At 52.3% G+C, this 22,700-nt stretch carries 17 protein-coding genes and 1 pseudogene; 7 read left to right on the top strand and 11 right to left on the bottom strand.

Annotated elements, in window-relative coordinates; all coding sequences use genetic code 11:
- Positions 1 to 64 precede the first annotated feature (64 nt).
- From AC1RPZ_RS11805 to AC1RPZ_RS11775, 7 genes and pseudogenes are all read right to left on the bottom strand, one after another.
- The gene (locus AC1RPZ_RS11805; RefSeq protein WP_493137207.1) at positions 65 to 1,270 is read right to left on the bottom strand and encodes an MFS transporter; all 1,206 of its coding nucleotides are present in this window, start codon (positions 1,268 to 1,270) and stop codon (positions 65 to 67) included.
- 186 nt (positions 1,271 to 1,456) lie between these two features.
- Positions 1,457 to 2,092 carry a TetR/AcrR family transcriptional regulator gene (locus tag AC1RPZ_RS11800; protein ID WP_493137206.1) on the bottom strand — a complete coding sequence of 212 codons (636 nt, stop codon included), beginning with the start codon at positions 2,090 to 2,092 and terminating at the stop codon, positions 1,457 to 1,459.
- A 796-nt stretch (positions 2,093 to 2,888) separates the two neighbouring features.
- Positions 2,889 to 3,473: pseudogene (locus tag AC1RPZ_RS11795) on the bottom strand (SDR family NAD(P)-dependent oxidoreductase); the annotation flags it as partial.
- The gene (locus AC1RPZ_RS11790; RefSeq protein ID WP_493137205.1) at positions 3,440 to 3,688 is read right to left on the bottom strand and encodes an SDR family NAD(P)-dependent oxidoreductase; all 249 of its coding nucleotides are present in this window, start codon (positions 3,686 to 3,688) and stop codon (positions 3,440 to 3,442) included. The pseudogene AC1RPZ_RS11795 and the gene AC1RPZ_RS11790, both read right to left, overlap by 34 nt.
- Positions 3,689 to 3,695: 7 nt before the next feature.
- Entirely contained in the window at positions 3,696 to 4,646 is a 951-nt protein-coding gene (locus AC1RPZ_RS11785; protein WP_493137204.1) for a C-terminal binding protein, read from the bottom strand.
- 83 nt (positions 4,647 to 4,729) lie between these two features.
- Entirely contained in the window at positions 4,730 to 6,205 is a 1,476-nt protein-coding gene (locus AC1RPZ_RS11780; protein WP_493137203.1) for an APC family permease, read from the bottom strand.
- A gap of 236 nt (positions 6,206 to 6,441) precedes the next feature.
- Positions 6,442 to 7,974, bottom strand: a complete 1,533-nt coding sequence (locus AC1RPZ_RS11775; RefSeq protein ID WP_493137202.1) for an aldehyde dehydrogenase family protein — start codon at positions 7,972 to 7,974, stop codon at positions 6,442 to 6,444.
- A gap of 401 nt (positions 7,975 to 8,375) precedes the next feature.
- On the opposite strand from AC1RPZ_RS11775, the gene AC1RPZ_RS11770 reads away from it, so the two are divergent.
- The 3 genes from AC1RPZ_RS11770 (at position 8,376) to AC1RPZ_RS11760 (ending at position 11,958) form a co-directional block, all read left to right on the top strand.
- Positions 8,376 to 9,641 (top strand): aspartate aminotransferase family protein, encoded by a 1,266-nt coding sequence (locus AC1RPZ_RS11770; protein WP_493137201.1) that lies wholly within the window; start codon positions 8,376 to 8,378, stop codon positions 9,639 to 9,641.
- A gap of 132 nt (positions 9,642 to 9,773) precedes the next feature.
- On the top strand, positions 9,774 to 10,895 hold the full coding sequence (locus tag AC1RPZ_RS11765; protein WP_493137200.1) for an LLM class flavin-dependent oxidoreductase: 1,122 nt from the start codon (positions 9,774 to 9,776) through the stop codon (positions 10,893 to 10,895).
- 178 nt (positions 10,896 to 11,073) lie between these two features.
- Positions 11,074 to 11,958 carry a fumarylacetoacetate hydrolase family protein gene (locus tag AC1RPZ_RS11760; RefSeq protein WP_493137199.1) on the top strand — a complete coding sequence of 295 codons (885 nt, stop codon included), beginning with the start codon at positions 11,074 to 11,076 and terminating at the stop codon, positions 11,956 to 11,958.
- A 66-nt stretch (positions 11,959 to 12,024) separates the two neighbouring features.
- Here AC1RPZ_RS11760 and glcC read toward each other — a convergent pair whose 3' ends face one another.
- Positions 12,025 to 12,804: a transcriptional regulator GlcC gene (gene glcC, locus AC1RPZ_RS11755; RefSeq protein WP_493137198.1), complete on the bottom strand. Its 780-nt coding sequence runs from the start codon at positions 12,802 to 12,804 to the stop codon at positions 12,025 to 12,027.
- Between the two features lie 265 nt (positions 12,805 to 13,069).
- Between glcC and glcD the strand changes: the two genes are divergently transcribed.
- From glcD to AC1RPZ_RS11735, 4 genes are read left to right on the top strand one after another with little or no spacing between them, the layout of a single operon-like run.
- The gene (gene glcD / locus AC1RPZ_RS11750; RefSeq protein ID WP_493137197.1) at positions 13,070 to 14,569 is read left to right on the top strand and encodes a glycolate oxidase subunit GlcD; all 1,500 of its coding nucleotides are present in this window, start codon (positions 13,070 to 13,072) and stop codon (positions 14,567 to 14,569) included.
- On the top strand, positions 14,569 to 15,621 hold the full coding sequence (glcE, locus tag AC1RPZ_RS11745; protein ID WP_493137196.1) for a glycolate oxidase subunit GlcE: 1,053 nt from the start codon (positions 14,569 to 14,571) through the stop codon (positions 15,619 to 15,621). Before glcD ends, glcE begins: the two co-directional genes overlap by 1 nt.
- A gap of 7 nt (positions 15,622 to 15,628) precedes the next feature.
- On the top strand, positions 15,629 to 16,846 hold the full coding sequence (glcF, locus tag AC1RPZ_RS11740; RefSeq protein ID WP_493137195.1) for a glycolate oxidase subunit GlcF: 1,218 nt from the start codon (positions 15,629 to 15,631) through the stop codon (positions 16,844 to 16,846).
- Between the two features lie 9 nt (positions 16,847 to 16,855).
- Positions 16,856 to 17,269 (top strand): heme-binding protein, encoded by a 414-nt coding sequence (locus AC1RPZ_RS11735; RefSeq protein WP_493137194.1) that lies wholly within the window; start codon positions 16,856 to 16,858, stop codon positions 17,267 to 17,269.
- Positions 17,270 to 17,482: 213 nt separating this feature from the next.
- Here AC1RPZ_RS11735 and AC1RPZ_RS11730 read toward each other — a convergent pair whose 3' ends face one another.
- The 3 genes from AC1RPZ_RS11730 to AC1RPZ_RS11720 form a co-directional block, all read right to left on the bottom strand.
- The gene (locus AC1RPZ_RS11730) at positions 17,483 to 19,303 is read right to left on the bottom strand and encodes a sigma-54-dependent Fis family transcriptional regulator (RefSeq protein WP_493137193.1); all 1,821 of its coding nucleotides are present in this window, start codon (positions 19,301 to 19,303) and stop codon (positions 17,483 to 17,485) included.
- A 252-nt stretch (positions 19,304 to 19,555) separates the two neighbouring features.
- Complete coding sequence (locus AC1RPZ_RS11725) at positions 19,556 to 20,305, bottom strand: glucose 1-dehydrogenase (RefSeq protein WP_493137192.1); 750 nt, start codon at positions 20,303 to 20,305, stop codon at positions 19,556 to 19,558.
- A 241-nt stretch (positions 20,306 to 20,546) separates the two neighbouring features.
- Positions 20,547 to 22,694, bottom strand: coding sequence for a methyl-accepting chemotaxis protein (locus AC1RPZ_RS11720; RefSeq protein ID WP_493137191.1), 2,148 nt, complete (start codon positions 22,692 to 22,694; stop codon positions 20,547 to 20,549).
- Positions 22,695 to 22,700: the final 6 nt, after the last annotated feature.

Here is a 22,700-nt window from a genome sequence, read left to right as displayed (position 1 = left end):
GGCCCTAACACGTTTTGTAAGGCCTCGTTATACGGAAAGCTTGTGTATTCGTATTCGAGGGGCTTTATCGCTGAAGCCCCTCCTCCACCGTGCTCGTAGTACTGACAAGTGATTTACGCTCTAGAGCGTAAGACCAGAAGTAAATCAGGCATCCAATGAATGCCATGGCAGCCCCCACATACCCCGTTGAAGTCCAACCCCAACCGGCATTAATCGCCAATCCACCTAACCACGGGCCTAGAGCATTGCCAAGGTTGAGAGCTGCATGGTTGGACGCGGCAACAAGTGATTGCCCATGTTTACTGACGTCCATGAGCCGCATTTGCAGTGCAGGGCAAAGCGCGACCATGCATCCAAGCATCAGTGAGCCAACGGCCACACCTGGCAATGTCAGCGACAGTACGGGGAACGCAAACAGCGCGAAAAAGCTGAACACCATGATGTATTTCACAGCAGAAAACTTGAATCTATCGTATAGCGCGCCTCCTGCGTAATTCCCGATCAATGTGCCCAGGCCAAACATCACGAGCATAGGCGCGATCCACTCGACCTCGAGTTTTGTGACATTCAAAATCATCGGCGCGAGATAGCTGTACACACCAAACATGCCAGAGAAACCTATTGAAGCGATCGCCAAAGCAAGCCATACCTGAGGATTGGCAAATGAAGCCAACTCCTCTCTCACATTGAGTGGTCGCTCACCCTCAACTTCAGGCGCGTTGCGATATAGCAAAAAGAGACTTGTTAAACTCAGTACAGTGATCGCTGCAAATACTGAACGCCAGCCAAAAATCTGACCAAAATACGTTGCACCTGGTGCACCAACCAGAATTGCTGCCGTCACACCCAGAAGAACCCTACTGACTGCTTTTCCTCGCTTATTAAAAGGCGCCATGGAGGCTGCGAGCACTGCAGCGACCCCGAAATATGCAGCGTGAGGGAACCCAGCCACGAGCCTTGAAAAAAGCAAAGTCTCATAGTTTGGCGCCATTAAGCTCACAGCATTTGCAAGAGTGTATATTCCCAACAAAAACAGAATGAGCTTTCTCTTGCTCAGATAAACACCTACAAAAACCATAACGGGCGCACCTATCACAACCCCAAGCGCATATGCACTGATGAGATGAGCCACGCTCGTCTCAGGCTTGGAGAAGGCTTCAGACAGGTTTGAGATCAGCCCCATCATTGCAAATTCGCCGGTGCAAAGGGAAAACACGCCGACAATCAAAGCCAGTTCAACTAGAAAGTTTTTATTCCTAATCCAATTCACAGATAACTTCCTCTCGAGAAGCGGTAGATCCCTCTCCACAGCAAATTCGAGCCGCGAACAGGGGAATGTTAAATAAAACTTAAAACAGCCATGAAACTGAAACCAGTTTAAACCTACCCCTGTACACGAGAGCGAGTTCTCACCTAAACTGCGTCACCCACCTTTTTCATTCCATAAATACAAAAATTACAATTTCAATATTCTTTTAGAGACACCTACACAATAGGCCACCGCCGCTTCCAAGCTGGCTTCACTTCCATCCCACTTCCACCAAGCCCCGATACTGTCAAATAGTTTCCTCAAGGCTCGTGCTTCAATAGAACACTGTTTAGCGCCCAGGTTCTGCGCAATGGAAAAATACATAAAATCAACAAACCCTTCCCAATCTTCAATTTCTTCGCGCAACCCTTCCGGAAGTAACTTAGCGATCCTATCGGTAGCGATAAGCGTGTCCCAAATATCATTCTCTGGTCGCTGCAATTGCTGACGGATGTGGAAGTTTATTAATGCGTGCCAACTCTCCTCTGGTGCTCGCAAATTTTTTAAATCTTCAAATAGCCCATGTGCGTAGTGGTTATAGTGCCAGCGCAAAGCATTGGATAAAATTTCTTCTCGGCCGCCTGGAAAATGAGAATAAATTGTAGGTGGCTTTAATCCCACTGCCGCAGCAAGGGTGCGCATTGATACACTTGCAATACCATCACGCGTTGCAACTCTTAGAAATCCTTCGAGAATTACCTGCTTACTGGTAGTCAGGCTATTCCAGTCGAAGGTACCGAGATACTTCTCCAACCGCGCAAGCAATTCCTTTGAGCTTTCCATAATTCCTCCGCCTTATCGGCCACTCAATCTTGTATCGATTGCGCTCTCAACACACTGCATCACCAAAACAACTGAGGTTCCCTAGCAGCCCGTATCGCCTCATCGAGAAAGCGTTTTGATGCCAAAACGGAAAACCGTACGAACAGTCGTTCGGGCGCAGTATATGGCAAAGGCAGGTCACGTAGCAATCAGGTACCCGACACGTGTTACGGAAAAAATTACCTTATAAACATCAATGCTTTAACTCTAAAAACACGTATAAAATCCTCAGCATGAAGCTGAAAAGCGCGAAAAAAAATACTTCCGATGACCCGATTGGCAGAGTGAGCACCGATCTGAAGACAATTTCTCCCACCATGCGACGTCGACAATCGCGCAGGCATAAAAACACCAGGAGCCGGCATGTAGGTCTCCTGGTGAAAGGTGAGTAAAGCGCAGTGTCGCCCTATGCATGGCCTGTTCACAACCTGTGAGACAGCGCACAAGACCAGCAAAAGAATACTCAAAGACTTAACCGAGGAACTGTGCCAACTTGATCCAACCCCCAAATAGAATCCATAACTCAGTACAAGCAAAATAAGAAAAATTTACTGAAAGTAAAAATAAAACTTCTATATAGCAAGATATATTACAGGCACTCCGGAAACAGGCGTCACCAAAAATCAAAGTGACGCTTATATCGGGCAGTCGCAGAAAAAAGGCATAGCAAAATCCTCTGCTGACCAATTAGCAGAGGTTTTGCTATGCAAAGGGTGACTAAAACAACGAAAACTGACCCTAACGCTTTACTTAAAAACTACTGTGCGGTCACACCGCCATCAACGACCAGCTCACTACCCGTCATATAAGACGACCGGTCAGAAAGAAGGAACACAACAGTTTCAGATACCTCGGAAGGCTTACCAACCCTTTTCAAGATTGCAGCATTGGCCAGAAGCTCTTCGGTGCTCTTGTCAGCAAAAATACTCGGCAACCATAGAAGTTTCGATAGTTCCCGGATGAACCGAGTTATCCCGAACACCATAACCAGTATAGTGAACAGCCGAACCGCCCCTTTAGTTGCGCAGTAAGCACTGAGACCTGGCAAGTTAGCTACCATACCCGAAGTCGACGAGATATTGACGATCGCGCCGCCACCAGCAACCTTGAAGCCCGGGAGTGCGAACTGGCATCCAAATAAGGTGCCTTTGAAGTTTACGTTAATGCAAAGATCGAGCTCTGCTTCCGTAATTTCTTCCACTGGTTTAGACAGTACGATACCGGCATTGTTGACCAGCCCATCGAGGCGGCCATGCTCTTTCAATATGGAATCGATCACGCTCTTCCAGTTGTCGGGGCTGGTGACATTCAGTTGGTAGAAGCTTGCGCCTGCCCTCCTCCGTCCCTGATGCTTTGCGCTACGGCTTCACCTTTCTGATCCAGGTCGACCAAGACAACAATTGCGCCGTAACCTGCGCAGACGCGCGTATGAGACTCACCCATACCTTTTGCGGCACCAGTGATGAGGACTACTTTATTCTCTACATAACTTACTCCGACATCAGAGTTGGAACGAAAATCTTCAACGCGTGCTAGAGCCACTCTAGCACGCACCATGCGTGGATTAGCTCACTAGGTCAGGCAACTGCTCGCCTGCAAGCGCTTTGCGTGCACGCTCAACCGCACCGTCTTGCAACGCACCAAGGGAAGTGTTGGAGCGCCATGCTATATGCGGTGTGAGGATCAGATTCGGAGCGTTGCGAAGCGGACTGTCAGTTGGGAGTGGCTCTTTCGCAAAGACGTCCAAAGCTGCGCCGGCGATTTGGCCCGAACGAAGTGCATCAGCCAAGGCAGGCTCATCGATAAGACCACCGCGAGAAACGTTGACGATTACCGACCCAGGACGCATACGCTTCAGCACCTCAGTGGAAATCATGTCCCGGGTATCAGCATTCAGCGGCAGGTGCAGCGAAACCACATCGGACTTCTCCAAGATTTCCTCAAGCGACGCCTGTGGGACATCAGTGAATTTCGCAAATGGGTCATAGGCTCTCACCTTGGTACCCAGTGCAGCCCACCAACCTGCAGTCAGTCGCCCGATCCGCCCCATGCCTACGATACCCACCTCAAGATTAGCGAGTTTTGGGGTGTCATAAGCGATGGTACCCGCCCACGCATTATTCTGAATGGATGCTTGGCCTTGTGGCAGTCGACGAGCTAAGGCGATACCCATAGCAAGGGCATGGGCTGCAACTTCTTCAGAAGACGCGTCAGGAACGATGGATACAGGAACCCCAACTTTTGTTGCAGCTATGACATCGATGTTGTCGTAGCCCATGCCATAGCGGACAACGGCTTTGCAGCGTGTCATGCGCGCTAATTCGGCTTCATTGACCTTTCCATAAGGGGTGACCATTACAACTTCAGCGTCGGCCATTCCATCAGTAAAGGCTTGCTGATCTTTAGCCACTACGAGTTTGAGCCCAAACTGGTCAGCCAGTTTTTGTTCACGCTCAAGATGCGGAAATTGATGAGGGGCAACCAAAAGGGTGCCACGATCGGCAATAGTCGACATATCTAATACCTAAATTAATGAGAAATCGTGCAGCGATACATCGCCACCTGGACTAGATAATCCAAGTGGCCTGTCAGCAGGAATCAATCAACTTTTCGTCCGATCCTTGCGTATTTCGGAGACCCTTTTTTCTTCAACACAAGTGCAACCACAACACCTAAGCCAACAGAAATATAGGTAATGGAGAGAAGCGACCAAATAACCACGCGGGGAGCATCAATAAGCAGCTCAATGTTTGTACTTGCAACCGCCACCACAGCGCCTACCCCGATAGCTGCAATCACGGGAGCCACAAGTGTCTTCCATACGGAACTTCGCTGCCCTTTACGATGGAAAAATACCAATACCGCCACCGATGTCATAAAGAGGAGCAATAGCATCCCGTAAAATGCGATACCCACTGCCGCACCGTAAAGTGCAAGCGCCTTAGTATTAGTGAAAATCAAAGCTACAATCGATAACAGAATCACACCACCGACGGCGAGCGCAGACAAGTATGGCGAACCATGCTTGGGATGCACTGCCGCTAACGCCCGAGGAAGAATGCCATCAACACTAAGAGAGTGCGTATAACGCGACAGAATATTCTGCAAGGACAATGTAGATGCGAACATACTTGTCAGCAACAATGCGGCCACGACTTGGTTAGCAAACACACCAAAATAACGAAGCAAAGCATCTGGCATCATCGCTGCCGGATTCGCCTGCGCACTGGCGACTGCGTTTGAAACACCGGCAGAGAGAATTAGTGCGTAAGAAGAGATGGCGTAAAACACACCTAAAAAGATAATCGCAAGGTAGGTCGCGCGTGGGATCGTATTCACCGGATCGCGCACTTCGTCTCGATAGATAGCCGTCGCTTCGAATCCATTGAATAATCCAACACTAAAAAGGAGCAGCAGCCCCAGCGTCGGAGTCATCAGATTCAAAGGATTCCAGGGCTGAATGGACTGACCTTCGGGGCCACCATTGAAAATCATCACAACGTCAAAAATAATAATTGCGATAACTTCTAAAAACAGCAGAACCGTCAGAACCTTTGCCGAAAACTCGACATTGAAATAACTCATTCCCCATACAACCGACAACATCAACAGCGACCACACCCACCAAGCAACAGTGCTCTCCCCTGCAAAGCTGGCAATGAAGTTATTAACTGCAATACCTGCGAAAACCAAGGCAGCAACAATGTTGAATCCATAGGTAACAAGAGCAAGGAATGAACCTCCAAGACCGAGTGGCCGACCAAGCCCCTCCGCGATATAGGTATAAAAAGCACCTGGTCGCGGAACCTGCCGAGTCATATTGGTGAAGCCTACTGCGAACATCATCATCAGTACGGTGACACCCAAAAAAGCAATTGGCACGCCAATTCCGTAGCTAATGTTGAAAGAGAGGAAGCCGAATACAACACCCAGCGGAGCTGTGAAGGCCAACACGGTAAATACAAGGTCGAAAGTCCCCATATTACCTTTTAGCTTGAAATCAGTTTTCGGCGCGTCCATCACCTCAGAAGACAACTCACCTGTTAGTCTTGTTTGGTTTAAAACTGAGCTCATTTTCATTTTCCTGTGAAGATCTTAGTCACTTCGCCTTTCGCCGAAGATTTATTTGTTATGGCAGAAAAATTTTTAGGGACGCCTTCTCGCACGCAGACTTGTCAAAATTATTATCATCCTGATGGCTCGACTAGAGCATGCTCTCGCCAGTCCCAATCTCTCTCTGTGCCTCTTGAGAGAGTTCGCTAGCTTCAATCTGGGTGGAAGCTCACTTTCCACCCAGACTGTCACACCTTTTACTCCGAGAGCAGCGATTCCAGGCCAGCTACAGTCTTTCTACTCTGCTGACGCGCGAACTGCTGCACGTACCATTTGCCCAACGCCTGCTTCCCTGTCGAGCCACTTGCCTTCCAACCACCGAATGCTTGAGGGCCTGGCCACCAACCGGTGGTCGCGTGACTAGGAACGTTAACGTTGACGCAGCCGGCTTCGATTTCCCGCAAGAAAGTTCGAGCTTCCTCAACATCCCCTGTGTAGATGCCCGCAGTCAGCCCCATCGACGTACCATTGGCAGCCTGCATGGCCGCTTTAAAGTCCGGCACGACACTGATGGACACCAATGGTAGGAAGTATTCGGTAACAGCCAACTCATGATCTGCAGGCATGCCCGAGATGACGGTAGCAGCGACGAAATAGCCTTCTTGATTCAGCACTTCACCGCCGTCAACGCGGAAGCCTCCGGCCTTGGCCTGCTCTACAACCTTCTTAAAGCGTTCAACTGCTCGCTTCTCGACTACAGGCCCACCAAAACTGTTTTCGACTGTTGGTTCAGCAATGACTAACTTGTTGCGGCGCGCCGCAACGAGCTCAATCAAACGGTCATACGCTTTAGGCGTGGCGATGACGCGAGACAGTGCACTGCACTTCTGACCGACCAGATCAAATGCGGAAAATACAATGCCATCCGCAGCCATTTCCAAGTCAGCAGTATCAGTGACAATGACGGGGTTTTTGCCGCCCATTTCCGCGATGACTGGCCGTGGGTACGCGCCATTACTGAATTGACGAATGATCTCCTGCCCAACGGACACCGAACCTGTGAAGGACATGCCGTCGACATCGCTGGCGACCAGAGCGCGACCTGGATCATCGGCCCCGTGGATAATGTTGACCAAGCCAACAGGCAGATCCATCGCCGCACACATTTCGTATACCGCGTGGCAAGACCACGGGCCATGGTGCGTGGTTTTGATCACCATTCCGTTGCCAGCAATAATCGCAGCAATCGTTGGGCCTGCTGCTTGGACAATCGGATAGTTGAAAGGCGTGATGAAACCAAATACGCCATAGGGACGAAGCACGGAGGTATTTACCAAGCCCGATGGATCGTCTTCACGCTCGTCCTCGAAAGCACCTGGACGACTGGAGTACTCAACGTAGTACTTCAACAGCTCCAGCACTTCCGTTGCCTCAGCACGAGCACCGGCACGGGTTTTACCGATCTCTACAGCGACTCGCACAGTCCAGTCATCGATTTTACTCGCGACGTAGTCATATGCCTTGGCAACACGAGCAATGCGCTCGTCTAAAGGGACTTTTACCCATTCACGCTGCGCTTCGCGACTCTTTTGCACTGCGAGATGAACCAGGTCAGACGGAGCATCGTGACAACCCGAAACGATGACAGATGGGAAGCTTGGATCTTCGCGCTGCAACAACGGGCCATCAAAATACTCTTTGCCCGCGATCACATGGGGAACAATCACCGGCTTGCTCTTACGCTGGGCCGATACTGCTTGGGCAAATACTTCATGGTTGGCGGTAGACATTATTATCCTCGTACCAGTCAGGTTGACACTCGGTCGAGTGCACGCTTGGTACTAGGCTAACCTCGGCCACCTTTTGCGACTGTGCCAACCTGACACACGCCTTTCTCCCGCTCCTTAACTCGACTCTCAGCACCTATCTGAAGTGTAGTCATGTACCTCAGAACGTCTCTGTAGAACTCGACTCTCTCCTCCATCACATTTTGATAGCGCCTGTTTTCACGCCTGCAAACACCCTCTCCTACTTAGTAGCGTTTGCTACTACCCCCCGCCATAGCTCCAAGCCACACATAAAACCGTGGTCTTGTCTCAACTCGGCACAGTTCGCCGCCAAACCTGAGCGATAGGCTAACACCACGATGTCGACCCCACAGGTCATTCTTCCAGGAGACAGGCGCACTATCATGGCTATCGAAAACAAAGGCGACCAAGCTCGTAACCCTACTGAGGACGCAAATGTACGTCGGAACGCAAAGGGGTTTCCCCTGCTGCCCGGTGGCTTTGGCCGATCCACCTATTACACCGGCGCACCGACGCCCTACGCAGTGCGTGGTGAAGGTTATAAGGTCTGGGATGACCGTGGGCGTGAGCTGATTGATGCCAACAACAACTTCACCACTTTGATCCACGGCAACGCCCATCCTCAGCTTGTTGAGGCTGCCACCCGTGTTATCAAGAGTGGTAGCTGCTGGGGCATCCCCAACACGCATGAGTGGGATCATGCCGAACTTCTGCTGGCACGCCTCCCAGGTCTTGACCAAGTTCGCTACTCCAACTCCGGTACCGAAGCTGTGATGACCGCGGTAAGGGTCGCCCGAGGCGCTACGGGTCGCGATGGCGTGATCATGATGAAATACGGCTATCACGGATCGTCCGATCTCGCACTGTGCACCGGTGGCCCTCAGTATCGTCGTGGCATTCCGGAAGGCGTCTCAAAGGACGTCACGCTGATTTCGCTCAATGACTTGAGCGCGCTAGAAGAAGTCATTTCCGCCAAGCCTAGCTATTTTGCGGCGATCATCATCGACGTTCTCCCGAACCGTGCTGGCTTGATCCCAGCAGATCCAGAGTTCATTCGTGGTGCACGCGCATTGGCGACCCGCTACGGAATCGTTCTCATCATTGATGAAGTCATCAGTTTGCGTCTTGGCTTCAATGGGGCTTGCGCTGAATACGGCATCACTCCGGACATCCTGACAACCGGGAAACTAATTGGAGGCGGCTTCCCAATTGGTGCTTTCGCGGGGAAAGAGGAGCTGATGCGCCATCTTGACCCCACCGGCCCTAATCCTCTGCCCCAGGCTGGAACATTCTCTGGCAACCCGGTGAGTATGGCTGCCGGCGCTGAATCGCTTCGACTGCTGACCCCCGCAGTGATCGACACGATGAATAATTTAGGCAACTCCGCAAGGCTCTCAATCGACGCCCGGGTTGCTGCAGCAGGCTGGGAAGTTCGCGGGAAAGGTTCCCTCCTGCGCCCATTCCCGAAAGCAGAAGGTGCTTACACCACCGAAGTGCAACAAAAGCTTTGGTGGGCCGCGTATGACCGAGGGGTGCTGTTGTCGCCGGCAAACTTGGTCGCACTTTCATCGCCTATGACAAAAGAAGTCGTGAGCGATATGGCTGAGCGCCTGACCGACGCAATTCTCTCTGTGTCGGCTTCTTCCTAAGTATTTCTACCGCAACACAGCCTTATCAGTTGGGCTGCGATGAGAGGGATGTTCGCGACGTTTGAACAAGCGTTGCCAGCACCCTCTCGATGAATCAATCACAAACAAAAATGAACCCTGTTGGAGGTTTTCATGGATATCGGTCTGTTCCTCGTGCCATTTCGCGCACCACAAACCAGCTTGAAAGACGGTTACGACTGGGATATGCAAGTCATCCGCTGGGCGGATGAATTCGGCTTGTCCGAAGTTTGGGTTGCCGAACACAGCACTATGCGCTGGGAACCCGTTTGTAGCCCAGAACTGTATCTGGCAGCAGCCCTGGCTCAAACCAAGCAAATCAAACTGTGCACCGGCGCCAACGTACCCGCTCACCACAACCCAGTCGCACTGGCTCACCGCCTGATGCAACTTGACCATATGTCCCAGGGCCGGCTGATCGTGGGCCTGGGCGCTGGCGCGTACCCGTCCGACCACAAAATTCACGGCAACGACAACCCGCCTGAGAAGATGGCTGAGGCTGTCGATATCATGCGCAAGGTCTGGGAAACCAAAGGCGCTTTCAAATACGAAGGCAAATACTGGCAGTTTGAAATCCCTGAATATGATGCAATTCAGCAGGGCCCATTCTTCGAGTCGTTCCAGAAGCCACACCCACCGCTGGCAATGGCAGGCCTTAGTCCAAACTCCAAAACCCTCACCGAAGCCGGTCGCAATGGCTACCTGCCGATGAGCTTCAACGTTGGTCGCGAATACCTTGCTGGTCATTGGTACCGCTACATGCAAGGCGCGGAAGCAGCCGGTCATGCCGCAGACCGTAACCAATGGCGCGTAGCCCACAACATCCTGGTTGCTGACACCGATGAAGAAGCAATCGACATGGCGGTAAATGGCGCCATGGGCCAGGCCTACCGTGAATGGCTGCTGCCAGGCTATGAGCGCGGCGGCTTCCTGCCTGTCATGGTGCCTGAACTGGGCAAGGTGACCGCGGCCGACATCGATATCGAATATCTCGCTCGCGAGAAATGGCTTGTAGGCTCCCCTGACACCATCATCAAGAAGCTTCAGCGTGACCTGGATGCTTCGGGCGGCTTCGGCACCCTTATCCACTTCTCATTCGACTATCTGGATCAGGCTGAAAAATACCGTCGTCACTTCGAACTGCTGGGCACTGAAGTACTGCCTCGCATCAAGAACCTCAAGCACAAGACTGAAACGCTGGCACAGCTCAAGCGTCCTGATGGCATCAAAGACTAATGAGCACCTATCGATCGGGCGGCACCGCCCGGTCGATGCAGCTCAATAAGTATCTGTCCCTATTCGGCCAGCAAATCGCGAGTTGACCTTCCCGACGGGCGACAGCGCCGATATGCGATCACGTGCATGGGGCCTGCCCTAGGCACACAGTTGCAAACTCATTTTTCAAGGCGGAACAATGAAACTCGTTAGCTACGAAACTCAAGGCAAACTGCAGCCAGGCGTTCTAATCAATGACCTGGTTTTTGATACGCGTAAACTGCTGGAGGCCGCGGGCGAAAAAAGCACCGCCGACCTTACTAATCGGACTCTGCTCGCAATTTGGCAGGGCAATCTGGCGGCGCTGGAAGATAAGTTGGTAAGCGCTGCAAAGAGCACTCCTGACGCGCTGGCAGGTAACGTGAACAAGCTTCGACTTGGCCCTCCGGTTCATGATTCCGCGAAGGTTCTCTGTGTTGGTTTGAACTATCGCGATCACGTAGCAGAGACAGGTCGTAAGCTGCCATCTGCTCCCGACATTTTCTGCAAGTTCAACACCTCCCTCATCGGTCACACGGACGATATCGCGTGCTCCAAACTCACACCCAATCTTGACTTCGAAGGTGAGCTGGCAATCGTCATTGGTAAAGCCTGCCGCAATGTCTCTTCGGAAAATGCTCTGGAGTATGTAGCCGGACTGACCGTTTTCAACGATACCTCCGCCCGTGACCTTCAGCTTCGAGGAACACAGTGGACACCAGGCAAAGCTATTGATGGCTCCACTCCATGTGGGCCAGCATTGGTAACCCTGAACGAGATCAGCAATCCACAAGCTCTCGACATTCAGACCCGGGTGAACGGCAACGTAATGCAGTCCTCCAACACCAGTTACCAGATTTTCCAGCTCGCTGACGTAGTGTCATTCATCTCCAGTTTCCTGGAGCTTTCTCCGGGTGACATTATCGCAACTGGAACTCCCGAAGGTATCGGTAGCAAACGCACCCCTCCATTCTGGTTGAAACCCGGCGACGTGGTTGAAATTGAGATTAGTGAGGTTGGTAAGCTGCGTAATATCGTCCGGTGAATCCAACGCCTCGATGACAAAAAGCCTGGGCCGAGTGCTTGGGCTTTTTGACTCTCCACCCTACCCCTAACTCCACCCCTCCATACGCATTGTGGCTCGCACCAGTCGCTGCTCCTCTTGCTCAATCTCCCTGAGGTTATCCCTGATGCTGTGGATGTGTTCTCGCGCGGCTCGTTGAGCCTGCTCCGGTAATTGCTCCATTACGGCGTGATAAAGCTTTGAATGCTGACGGTCAATCTGGCGCTTCTGAGGTGGGCGGCAATAGAGGTTGTTGACCGAGGCAAAAACAGTACTCAGCGTAAGCTCGCTGAGGGTTTGCAGGGTATGCACCAATACAGGATTGTGGGATGCCTCACTAATCGCGCGATGAAACGCGTGATCCAGTTGAGCCTGCATACGAGGATCATGACGAGTTGAGTCTTCTTGGGATCCAACCATCTCGTCGAATCGGCGCTTAATGATCATCCGATCTACATCAGTTGCACGCAATGCGGCCAATCGTGCCGATTCGCCCTCCAGCAACGCGCGAACCTCCAGTAAATCAAACAGCGTTCGCGGTTGCGAACTGAAGAGGTGCATCAGGGGGGAGGTATTGTCGGAACTGCTTAAGTTCGCGACATACGAACCTCGACCATGCTCAGTTTCAATGATCCCTTTCCCGCGCAGAATCCTTAATCCTTCCCGCAGGGCCGTACGAGAGCAATTTAACTTCTCAACCAAACGCCTTTCCGATGGGAGCGCCTGACCCACTTTCAGAATCCCGTCAACGATGAGCCGTTCGATCCTCTCCGCTACATGATCCGCAACCTGTGGTTTGCTCTGCTTGCTTGAACTGGAATCAGACATCAAAACGCACTCCACAACTGGTACTACCAGATGAAAACCACCATGTGGCCCTTACCTGATTCTACCGTGATAGCCCGTAGCGCACCTCCTACGGACACCATTTACACGAATAAAGTGGTACTACCAGTTCAAATCTACGTCGACCTACATGCTCCCTTACCTGCATTGTTGAGATGTTCAGCTTCGCGAGCCAGTACCCGATCACACCGTGCACTAGCCTTCGGGAACCGGCTCCAACAAAAATAAAAACTGACAAGTGAGCTTCATGAACATTCTCTATGACGAGCGCGTCGATGGCGCACTGCCGCGGCCAGACAAAGCAAAGCTGCTCGCTCAGCTTGGCGATGCCATGCCCAGTCTCGAAATCCTTCATACCCTAGAAGATCTAAGACCTTATGAATGTGATGGTCTGTCTGCTTATCGTGTTGTTCCTCTGCTTGTAGTGCTTCCAGATCAAATCGATCAAGTTCAATCGATCCTCAAGCTGTGCCACTCCAATAACGTACCGGTGGTGGCTCGCGGGGCTGGGACAGGTCTTTCCGGAGGTGCACTTCCCCTGGAGCAGGGCGTCCTGCTAGTCATGGCTCGCTTCAATCGGATCATTGAGGTGAATCCAGACAGTCGGTATGCACGAGTACAGCCAGGTGTTCGCAATCTCGCGATTTCCCAAGCAGCAGCACCTCACGGCCTTTATTACGCGCCCGACCCCTCCTCCCAAATTGCCTGCTCGATCGGTGGCAACGTTGCAGAAAATGCCGGTGGAGTGCATTGCTTGAAGTACGGACTCACCGTCCACAATTTGCTTCGGGTGGATATTCTCACTGCCGATGGCGAGTTCATGACACTCGGGAGTGATGCACTAGATTGCCCTGGCTTTGATCTTCTGGCTCTTTTCACGGGCTCCGAGGGAATGCTTGGGGTTGTCACCGAAGTCACCGTCAAACTGCTGCCAAAGCCACAAGTAGCGCGGGTGATGCTGGCTAGCTTCGATTCGGTGGAAAAGGCCGGCCGTGCGGTCGGAGACATCATCGCAGCAGGCATTATTCCGGGAGGCCTAGAGATGATGGACAACCTATCAATCCGGGCAACAGAAGACTTCATTCATGCGGGATACCCTATCGACGCAGCAGCCATGTTGCTTTGCGAGTTAGATGGGGTTGAGGCTGATGTACATGAAGATTGTGAGCGCGTTGAACAGGCACTGAAACTGGCCGGTGCAACCAGTGTTCGCTTGGCGCGTGATGAGGCCGAACGGGCTCGATTCTGGGCTGGCCGCAAAAATGCCTTTCCGGCGGTAGGCCGAATCTCTCCAGACTATTACTGCATGGACGGCACCATTCCAAGGCGGGAACTGCCCAAAGTTCTCAAAAGGATCGAAGAACTCTCGAATGAGTTCGGGCTGCGCGTTGCTAACGTCTTCCATGCTGGAGACGGAAACATGCATCCATTGATCCTTTTTGATGCCAATCAACCTGGTGAGCTGAACCGAGCCGAAGCACTCGGTGCCAAGATCCTTGAACTTTGCGTTGATGTGGGCGGAAGCATTACAGGTGAACATGGGGTCGGTCGCGAAAAGATTAACCAGATGTGTGCCCAGTTCAACAGTGACGAGATCACGCTTTTCCACGCTATCAAAAAAGCCTTCGACCCCAACGGTCTGCTCAATCCGGGCAAGAACATTCCTACGCTTAATCGATGCGCCGAATTCGGATCGATGCACATTCACCGCGGAAACCTGCCCTTCCCAGAACTGGAGCGATTCTAATGCGACAAGATCATGACGACTCCACTTCGATGATGGAGCAGGTTAGTTATGCGCTTAACAAACGCGTTCCGTTGCGCATCCAGGGTGGCAACACCAAAGCCAATATTGGTCGCAAAGTGGTAGGTGAGATACTCCACACGCGTAGTCACCGCGGCATCATCTCCTACGATCCTACCGAGCTGGTGCTCACTGCACGAGCCGGCACTCCTCTCACAGAAATCGAGGCGGTGCTCGAAGCAGAAAACCAAATGCTGCCTTTCGAACCTCCGCACCTAGGGCAATCAGCAACATTAGGCGGGATGGTCGCTAGTGGGTTTTCAGGCCCCCGTCGTCCGTGGGCAGGCTCTGTCCGTGATTATGTGCTGGGCACACGTATCATCACGGGCCATGGCAAGCTTCTGCGCTTCGGTGGCGAGGTAATGAAGAATGTTGCGGGTTACGATCTCTCGCGCCTGATGGCGGGCAGTTTTGGATGCTTGGGTCTGCTGACAGAGATTTCCCTCAAGGTACTTCCAAAGCCCCGACAGTGTGCCAGCGTGAAGCTGGAGTTGGACACACATAAAGCCCTCGCAAAACTTGCCGCGTGGGGCCAACAACCGATCCCCATCAGCGCAGCCTCCCACGACGGTGAATTTCTCCACCTGCGTTTAGAGGGAGGTGAAGGATCGGTGAAATCAGCGTGTGAGCGCCTAGGTGGCGAAGCGCTGGATGGCAGTTACTGGTCGAAGCTGCGTGAACGGCAACTTCCATTCTTCGACACCTCAGAACCACTCTGGCGCATCTCTGTTCCGAATAACTCAGCTGTCCTAAACCTGCCAGGTAAGCAACTGTTGGACTGGGGTGGAGCGCAACGTTGGTTGCTCACTGACGAGCCGGCTGAAGTTGTTCGCCTGGCTGTAACAGCGTTGGGTGGCCATGCCACTCGCTTTGGTACTCATGAGTCCCCTTTTCAGCCACTGCCTGAGCCACTGCTGCGTTACCACCAAAGGCTGAAACTGCAGCTTGACCCACAGCGCATCTTCAACCCTGGCCGCATGTACGCGGAGGTCTGAGTACGCCATGCAAACGAATTTGAGCGAACAAGCAAAACGCCTCCCTCGCGCAGAGGAAGCCGAGCGTATTTTGCGGTCATGCGTGCATTGCGGATTCTGTACTGCAACCTGTCCAACCTATCAGATTATGGGTGACGAGTTAGATGGGCCCAGAGGCCGTATCTACCTAATCAAGCAAGTACTAGAAGGGCAAGAAGTCACCGCTAAAACACAACTACATCTTGACCGTTGCCTGACCTGCCGCAACTGCGAAACAACCTGCCCATCGGGTGTGCAGTATCACAATCTTCTCGACATCGGGAGAGCTGTGGTCGAGGAGCAAATACCTCGTGGATTTGGAGAGCGCTTGCTGCGAGAGAGCTTGCGCGCCGTTGTCCCGCGCCCAGCTGTATTCAAAGCATTGACCATGGCAGGTCAGTTATTCCGACCTTTGCTCCCAGGAGCGCTCCAAGCCAAGTTGCCTCGTAAAGCTCATCCAGCGAAAACTCGGCCTTCCGTTCGCCATGGTCGAAAAATGCTGATGCTCGAAGGCTGCGTACAACCATCGCTATCCCCGAATACGAATGCTGCAGCTGCGCGCGTACTGGACAGGCTCGGTATATCCGTAGTCCCCGCTCGCGAAGCAGGGTGCTGCGGTGCAGTCGACTACCATCTGAACGCTCAAGATAAGGGTCTTGATCGTGCACGACGTAACATCGATGCATGGTGGCCAGTCATTGAACAAGGCGCGGAAGCACTCATTCAAACAGCAAGTGGCTGCGGAGCCTTCGTGAAAGATTACGGGCACCTGCTCAAGGACGATCCAGCCTATTCCGAAAAAGCGCAGCGGGTGACCTCCCTCAGCAAAGATCTGGCCGAAGTCCTCAGCGCCGAACCCATCGAACAGCTCGGCATTGAGGCAGATCGTCGCTTAGCCTTCCACTGTCCTTGCACTCTGCAGCACGCCCAAAAGCTCAGCGGCGCCGTTGAAGGAATCCTTGGCCGTTTCGGGTTTAGTCTCACCGCAGTGCCTGACAGCCATCTCTGTTGCGGTTCGGCCGGCACCTATTCGCTCACACAGCCTGAGCTATCCCGCCAGTTGCGTGACAACAAGCTCAATGCCCTGGAAAGCGGTAATCCAGAGGTCATCGTGACCGCCAACATTGGATGCCAGACTCACCTCGACGGTGCCGGACGTACGCCAGTGCGCCATTGGATCGAGTTGGTGGAAGAAGCACTCGCCTAGGAGAAATTCATGCAACGCAAAGCCGTTCTGGAAAGCGCTGAGGTCAACCGTATGGTTACGGCCGCTCGCGCGGAAGCACAGAAAAACAAATGGCCGGTAACTGTAGCGGTGGTCGACGACGGCGGGCATTTACTTGCATTGGAGCGCCTCGATGACTGCGCGCCAATTTCCGCCTATATCGCAACGGAAAAAGCTCGCACCGCAGCGCTTGGCAGGAGAGATACCAAAAATTACGAAGAGATGATCAATTCTGGACGGACAGCACTAATCACCGCTCCCCTGCTCACTTCATTGGAAGGCGGCTTACCATTGGTAGTAGAGGGGAAGGTAATAGCAGCCATTGGCGTATCGGGTGTCAAACCAGAACAGGACGCTCAGATTGCGGCTGCTGGAGTTGCGGCACTTTGTCTAGGCCATGCTTAGAGTTACAAATTTGTCTGTGCCCTGAGGGAGTTTAGTTTGCCAGAGTGCAAGCATCACTAAAGTAGGGAATCGAGCAGACCTCAAGCAGCTTAAAGGCTATGAGGATCTGCCCGATTAAAGCACCAGGCTTTAACCAGTCCCCGATGCTTTCTCAGTCAGGACGCACCCTAACCTTCACGTACTAAGGTCATTCGTTTTCCTGAGGCATATAAGTCAGCACTTAACGTCGATATCAAAGCCTCTGCTGGTGTATGAGTCGATTTTTCGGTACAGCGTTGAACGACCGATTCGCAAAATTTCAGCAGCACGCAGACGGTTTCCTCCGGCTTCGATCAGTGCTTCTCTGATCTGATCCAATTCAGCCTTCTGAAGCCGGCTCAAACGGCTTCGTGCAAGCGCACGACGATGCAGTTCAGTAAGGTCTTCTATCTTGACCTCACTCCCCGATGCTTTCAGGGCGGCAGCCTCAACAATCTCTTTCAACTGTTGAACGTTACCGGGCCACTCCGCCCCCACCAGGATTTCAAGCAGACGAGCCGACACCCGACGCTGTTGTGGAAGCTGGCTGAAGAAATGATCCACCAACAACGGAATGTCTTCGCGACGAGTCCGAAGCGGGGGCATTTGGATTTCGATGCCGTGCATACTGGAGATTAAAGGCAACATTTCGTCAGTGACTTTTTTTGCCGTCATGACAATTCGTGGTGCATCGATAGAGGACAGCACAGTAGTCAGTCGATCTCTGAAGATGGCCGGCAGCGTTTCGATCTCATGCAGGATTAACGCCTGGCCTTGGGCGAGCTGGTTTTCGATCTGATGCAGATCCAAGGGGTTATCGAGACTGATGGCGCAACATTCGTAGGCAGAAGTTTTATCTGACAACCTTCCAGCGAGCGCTTCTGCCAGAAGGCGCTTCCCTGTGCCTGCCTCACCAACGATATAAGCTGCGATCTCACGACTGGCTGCAGTTGTGGCACCTTCGACAGCACGTTTGAATGTAGAGCTTTTACCCACCAACTGCCCGAAAATATCCTTGCCAGCGACTGGCCGAGAAAACGCCGCACGCGGGCGTGATTCAACCTTGCGCAACCTGATTACTGAGCCGGCCTGAGTATCTCCATTTGATACAGGACGAACCTGCAAATGAAGGGTGCGATCAGGGCCACAGCAGATCTCACGCTCCATTGGGCGATCAAGGCTTTGAACTTCCTGCGCATATCCAGCCAAGACGGCATAGTCACTCTGGTCGAGCAACTGCATCGCTCCCTTACTAGCAATCGTAGTGCGCCCGTCCATTGCAACTACAGCGTCAGAACCACGCTTACGAACTTCTCGAAGATACTCCGCTAATAGTGACTGCTCACGTGCAGCCAACCGAGCGTGGAGTGCACTTGTGATTTCTGCTGCAGCACCCTGCAGAATCAGCATGATCGAACGTGGATCCATCCCAATGATTAAGCGCTCAGGAAAAGCCAGACTCAGCACCCCACGGATGGAGCGACGAAGGGGATCGCGGATTGGTACCGAAGTACAGTACATGTCCTGCAAAGCGTCATTGAAATGCTCTGCTCCCCAAACCTGGACAGCACCGCCCTCTTCAATTGCAGTGCCCTCGGAATTGGTACCGATCTGATCCTCGGACATGCATCCCCCTTGGATGGGAAAGCACTTTTCAGCACGCTTCACCATCGTGGGATCACCCCGGAAGTCTGCAAGCGTGCCCATGGAATCAGAAAGGGTCACCAGGCCTTGCGCATCAATACACAAACGCTCAAGTTCGGAGAGGATTGGGCTAGCAATTCGAAGAATCTGATCATCAAGCTGAGGCGTAGCCACAAGCTCCATCGCCTTTTGGGCTGGGCTAACCTGACACAGAATACTGCGCTGCCAAGAGCGAGCAATAACCGGGCGTAAGCCAGAGAGATCAGTGTTTTTCGGGTCAGAAAGGAATTGCTCTCTGAGAGAAATGATCGCTGACTTATTCAGAGAGCCCGCAGCAATTTCATGCTGCCCGTTTGTATTCGTATGGTTCATGTATTCCTCCGCCCCGGAAGGGAAGCAAGGCTCTGCGTGCAGGTTGCACGCATTAGCTGGCGCAGGCTGATAAGCCAGGCGATATCGCGGGGCGCCAGTGACGAATAACGCTTCAACTGCAGCTTCGTCAATCGGCAAAGAGTGCAGTCCGTCCGAAGCCATACACAGGGAAAGCGATGGCTTCGAACCACTAAGCAAAAGTACTTATTTTTCGGCGAGCCCACGGACTCGCTAGCACCAGCATTTGAATCGTTACTGCGCGGTGTAACCGCCATCAATGTAAAGCTCAGTTCCGGTGACGTAGCTGGATTCGTCACTAGCGAGGTACAGCACTCCGTAACTGATTTCTTCAGCACGGGCAGCACGCGCCATTGGTGTAGCAGCTACGAAAGCCTTGACCGACTCCTCACCCTCTTCCTCAGCCATAGGTGTCAACACCTGGCCAGGGCAGACAGCGTTGACACGAATATTTTCCTTGGCGTACTCCATAGCGGCTGCTTTGGTCATCATGCGTACCGCGCCCTTGGAGGCTTGATAGGAGAACGAACCAGGGCCGCCAACCGTTGCGCTGATGGAGCTAATGTTCACAATGGCTCCGCCGCCAGCACGTCGCAACGCAGGAACTACGTGTTTGATCCCAAGGAAAACACCTTGTTGATTGATGGCCGTCACCTTAGTCCAGGCACCCAACTCCTCCTCGTGAACTGATTTCATGGAACCCACGATGCCTGCATTGTTGATCAGGATATTCACACGTCCCCAACGTCGCTCGGCCTCAGCCACAGCTGCAACCCAATCCGACTCCGAAGTCACATCCATGTGGAGGTAATGGACATCATGACCCGCATCGCGCAACTCCTGAGCAACGGTCATCCCAGTCTCATCAAGGACATCAGTCATCAAAACCTTCGAACCTTCCGCGGCAAACAGACGAGTGTGCGCTTCGCCTTGTCCACGAGCTGCGCCGGTAATAATCGTGACTTTTTCCAATACTCGATTCATCGCTAACCTCAAAATTATTCTTGGCTGGTGCCATTGTTTTGCAGGATCACCTTAACGCTGACCTCAAGCGACTACTGTGCCATTTCGAGACAAGTGCCACATCTCAGTCAGGATCCATTTTTTCGCGCGCTTTTGCTGCACTCACTCGCCCAAAAACGATCTAGCAATTCCCTTGATGCACTCAAAATGAGCAGGCCGTTCTACACACCGAACCGAGACATACCCAATAATTTGGAGCTACTCACACTCTGAAATGATCCATCAGCCTCATCTGTTCAACTGTAAGTACGTCAAGCTGCCCTGTGATAAGCGCGGACTGATTGGCTTGGTTTGTAAGGGATTCCGTGACTCCCCTGATGTTGGCAACGTTTCGATTAACTTCTTCTGCCACAGCTCCCTGCTCCTCCGCAGCACTCGCAATCTGAAGGTTCATGCTTGTAATAACAGACACGGCCTCCCCTATACGATCGAGGGCCTCCATAGCGCGCTGGATGCTATGAGCATTGTCCTGAGCTTTGGCCTGACTGTTATGCATCATCGTCACAACGCCTCGGGTATGACTCTGAATGCGCTCAACAACATGCCGAATTTCTTCAACGGAGTCCTGGGTACGCCGGGCTAGTGCCCTTACCTCGTCCGCAACAACGGCGAATCCACGACCGCTTTCCCCCGCTCGTGCTGCTTCGATAGCTGCATTCAATGCCAGTAGATTCGTCTGTTCTGCGATGCCTCTGATGACTTCGAGAACGGAGCCGATCTGCTCGCTGCTCACAGCCAATTCCTCAACCTGTTGAACAGCCTGGCTGACTTCCGCACAAAGAATGTCTATGTCCTTCGTGGTTTGACGGATGATTTCTATCCCATCCTGAGCAGCCTCGTCTGCACCTTGAGCTGCTGTCGCGGCGCTTGAGGCGTTGCTTGCAACATCTTGAGCCGTAGCACTCATTTCGTTTGAAGCGGTTGCTACCTGATCAATCTCTCGAAACTGGATCTGTATGCCTTCGCTGGTTTCTCGGGCCACAGTAGAAGAACGATCGGCCGTGTCGCGAGTCTCGACGATACTTTGCTTAATCCGTGCAATCGTGGGTTGAAGCTTGTCCAAAAAGCGATTGAACCAACTGGCGAGCTCTCCCAATTCATCGCGTTTTGCATAACCAAGTCGGCGCGTGAGGTCACCATCCCCTGTAGCGATATCTTGCAGCATTTGTGCTACCGCATTGATGGGTCGGATAACCCCAGAAGCTGTGAACCAAATCATTACCAAACCAAACAACGCAGCTGCAAACGCAATCAATAAAGTGTCCTTCACGCCCTGCGCCTGCGCGTCACTCAGCTCTCGCTGCATCGTGAGCGTGTCCTCCAGCAACACACTCCGAGGCACCCCCAACATGACGCTCCAAGGTTTGGCACCCTCGAAAAAACTCAACGGGTGTATAGCGCGAATGTCTTCTCCACTCTCTATAACCTTTGAGCCATCGTTGTCCTTCAGGTCAGGTGTAGGATGCGAGTCACTACCTAAATCTTGCGACCATGGCTTACCGATCGCGCCCGGGTCTTTGCTATTTGCCGCGACTACACCATCATCTGAAGTGATGACGACATAACTCTTACCACCAAATAGATCAAAAGCACTTTTCTCCACCCCCGACTGCAAAGCGGCAAGAGACAGATCTACACCCACTACTCCGACCACTACTCCATCGACCAAAACAGGCATAGATACAGATGTCAGCAAAATATTCACGCCATTGGCAGTGTCCTGATACGGAGGTTGCATGCAAATCTGCCGTGTTGTTTTCGGACATAAATACCAATAGTTATATGGCACTCCACTGGCATTTAAATCTGCTCTAACAAAATACGACTCAGCAATGGTTGAGCTCACTACATCATTGCCGTTGCGGCTCCACTGCGGAGTGAATCGCCCTTTATCATTGCTACTGTGACCAGCATCATCTACAAAACCCGCATCTCTTCCATCCAATGCATTAGGCTCAAAGACAATCCATACCCCCTGCAGTCCACGCTTGGCATTTCGCTGGTATAGTTTTTTCAGACTTTGATTTATCAGTTCACGCTGCGCACCTGCATCCCCACCATGTTTTACCCAATTTTCCCTTTGAGCGGTCACTAGGTCAGCAACTGACGTGAGTAACAGAATACTCTGCTGAAAGTGGCTATCTAGAGCGGCTGCTTGCTCACCTGCCTCGGCCTGAAGCAGTCTCTTCGCATTATCGATCATCATCCTTTCGCTCGTTTTAGCAACAATTGTGTTATTGCTCTGCGAAATATGAATATTCATAAAAACCACTACAACCACAATACCGAGCAAACATATACCGGCCAATACAACTATTTTTGAACGAATAGAAAACGCGCTAAACCCCATATCACA

The organism is Pseudomonas sp. GW822-FHT02D10, assembly GCF_058802345.1.
Note: the sequence above shows the minus strand (reverse complement) of the source record. Positions and strands in the feature narration are given on the sequence as shown.